Source organism: Xenorhabdus bovienii (assembly GCF_024721015.1).
Lineage (GTDB): Bacteria > Pseudomonadota > Gammaproteobacteria > Enterobacterales > Enterobacteriaceae > Xenorhabdus > Xenorhabdus bovienii.
In genome coordinates this window covers 1-1,776 of record NZ_JANAIF010000186.1, presented here as the reverse complement: position 1 = coordinate 1,776, position 1,776 = coordinate 1, and the positions used below count along the sequence as shown (strand labels likewise).

Genomic DNA, 1,776 nt, shown 5'->3' with positions numbered 1-1,776 from the left:
GATTAATTTCAATTAGTTAGGATTGCAGATGTGAAAAAGCCCCGCGAGTGCGAGGCCTTATTTTGTATTCGTGGGTCGATGAAATTGCAAATACCCTATCATTGGAGTAATGATGGGCTATTTTCGCCACTTTGTCAATATCATTTATCTACTGTTTAATACTTATATAGAAATAGATTCTATTTTCGTTAGTTTTGATAGAACACTATCAGCCCGTGATTCTTCTTTAAAACATTCTTCTATCAATGCTTCATAGAATGGTTTGAAATTTCTTCTCCACGTAGTTTCGGGCATTTCCATCACCTCATCACAAATAGCTCGCCTAACATCTTCGGCTGGCAGTCTGGAGTATCCACGCCCTGAGCATTTAGGACAGGCTTTGTAAGTTGGAATACCGATCAGCTTGGTTTGCTTCTCATCCAGAACCTGCCCGCGCCCATTACAACGGCAAGAGTGGCTGACGACTGCTTTCCCTTTGCAGGTCTTACAGACAATGCGACAAGTTTCCTCCAGCTCGCGCATTGAGGTAACAACCCGTGTCGGTTTCAGACCCAACGATTTGACAGACACCCCCTCGCTAGTCCCGAACTTTGTCGAGAACTTACGAACCGTAATAAACCCATCTTCACAATGCAGTTCTGAACATGGCTTCTTACTGGCTGCACTCCTCGCATAATCCTGAAATGCGTAATTTGCGAGTATTTGCAGAACTTCTCCTTTAATATCCTCATCAAGTTTTGAGATTGCAGCGTGTTTGTGAACCTGCGTTAGTGCATAGTGATAGAGACTCTCCACTGCTTCATCGGGTTTATTGATCCCCTGTTTCGCCAAAAACAGTTCAATACCCATCCTCGCCTGAGCGGACGCCAATCCTAGCGAGGCCATGACATCGGTAATTGAATATGAATCAGTAGCGGTTGCGGCTGGAGAGTCACTAAACATAGCTGTTTTGGGTGAAAAATATTTGGGTAGTGATTCTAAGTTCATTTTATCCCCGGCAATACTGTGTGAACCCTGTCGTGACGTGTCGTGAACATGACCATCATCTGCTCTTTAATCGCCCATCTTTCAGTTCGTACCTGCATATAACCCATATGCCGCTGAACAACAGCAAATGGATTGTCTGTTTCACGTCGTCGGTATCGGGCTTCTTCTATCGCTGCTTGCAGGTCGGTGAATATCATGCCGCCCGCCTTGTAGTTCCTTGAGCCTATCTTTGTAGTTATCGCGGAGCCGCTCATAGTCCTCCCGTGTTCGTTTTGGCAGTGCATGGTGAGACATCAACTGGTCAAAACGTGCTTGACCGATTTTCTCAATCAGTCGAGGTGTGTAATTCTCAATGTTGCCGGACAGATACGAATTACAGTGTTCACATTGGATGTGACAATTATCCTCATCGAACCGCAATTCAGGGCATGAGCCGACAGTCCGATAATGACCCGCATTCATTTTTGCGCCCGTATTGCGTCCACAGCTAATACAGGGATGACCACAGTCTCTTTCCCGTATGAATGCGTTAAATGCTGTTTGAGCTTGTCTGGCAAAATGTGAGAGGGGTTTTACTGCTAGGCGTCTGGTTTTGAGTTTGTCACGGGCTAACTTCTGCTTGATTTCATTATCTTTCTTTCGTCGTCGCTCTAACTCCTCTCGTTTTTCCTGCTCCTGCTTTTTGGCTCTGGCTATTGCGCATTGGACTGAGCAGGTATTTTGTAATTGCCGTTCTGGTTCATACCGCTCGCCGCATTCTTTACATTTCCGTTGTCGAAACTTTGCCAC

General features: G+C 45.4%; 3 protein-coding genes. All 3 read right to left on the bottom strand.

Features of this window, described 5'->3' with window-relative positions; translation table 11 throughout:
* Positions 1–162 precede the first annotated feature (162 nt).
* From NXS07_RS19785 to NXS07_RS19775, 3 genes are read right to left on the bottom strand one after another with little or no spacing between them, the layout of a single operon-like run.
* The gene (locus tag NXS07_RS19785) at positions 163–987 is read right to left on the bottom strand and encodes an antitermination protein Q (RefSeq protein ID WP_258087487.1); all 825 of its coding nucleotides are present in this window, start codon (positions 985–987) and stop codon (positions 163–165) included.
* Positions 984–1,184: a hypothetical protein gene (locus tag NXS07_RS19780; RefSeq protein WP_258087486.1), complete on the bottom strand. Its 201-nt coding sequence runs from the start codon at positions 1,182–1,184 to the stop codon at positions 984–986. The genes NXS07_RS19785 and NXS07_RS19780 overlap by 4 nt, the downstream gene beginning before the upstream one ends.
* Entirely contained in the window at positions 1,129–1,776 is a 648-nt protein-coding gene (locus NXS07_RS19775; protein ID WP_258087485.1) for a recombination protein NinG, read from the bottom strand. Before NXS07_RS19775 ends, NXS07_RS19780 begins: the two co-directional genes overlap by 56 nt.

Excerpts from the sequence above, each read along its gene's own strand:
- NXS07_RS19785 (WP_258087487.1), bottom strand. The coding sequence starts at position 987 with ATGAACTTAGAATCACTACCCAAATATTTTTCACCCAAAACAGCTATG.
- NXS07_RS19780 (WP_258087486.1), bottom strand. The coding sequence starts at position 1,184 with ATGATATTCACCGACCTGCAAGCAGCGATAGAAGAAGCCCGATACCGA.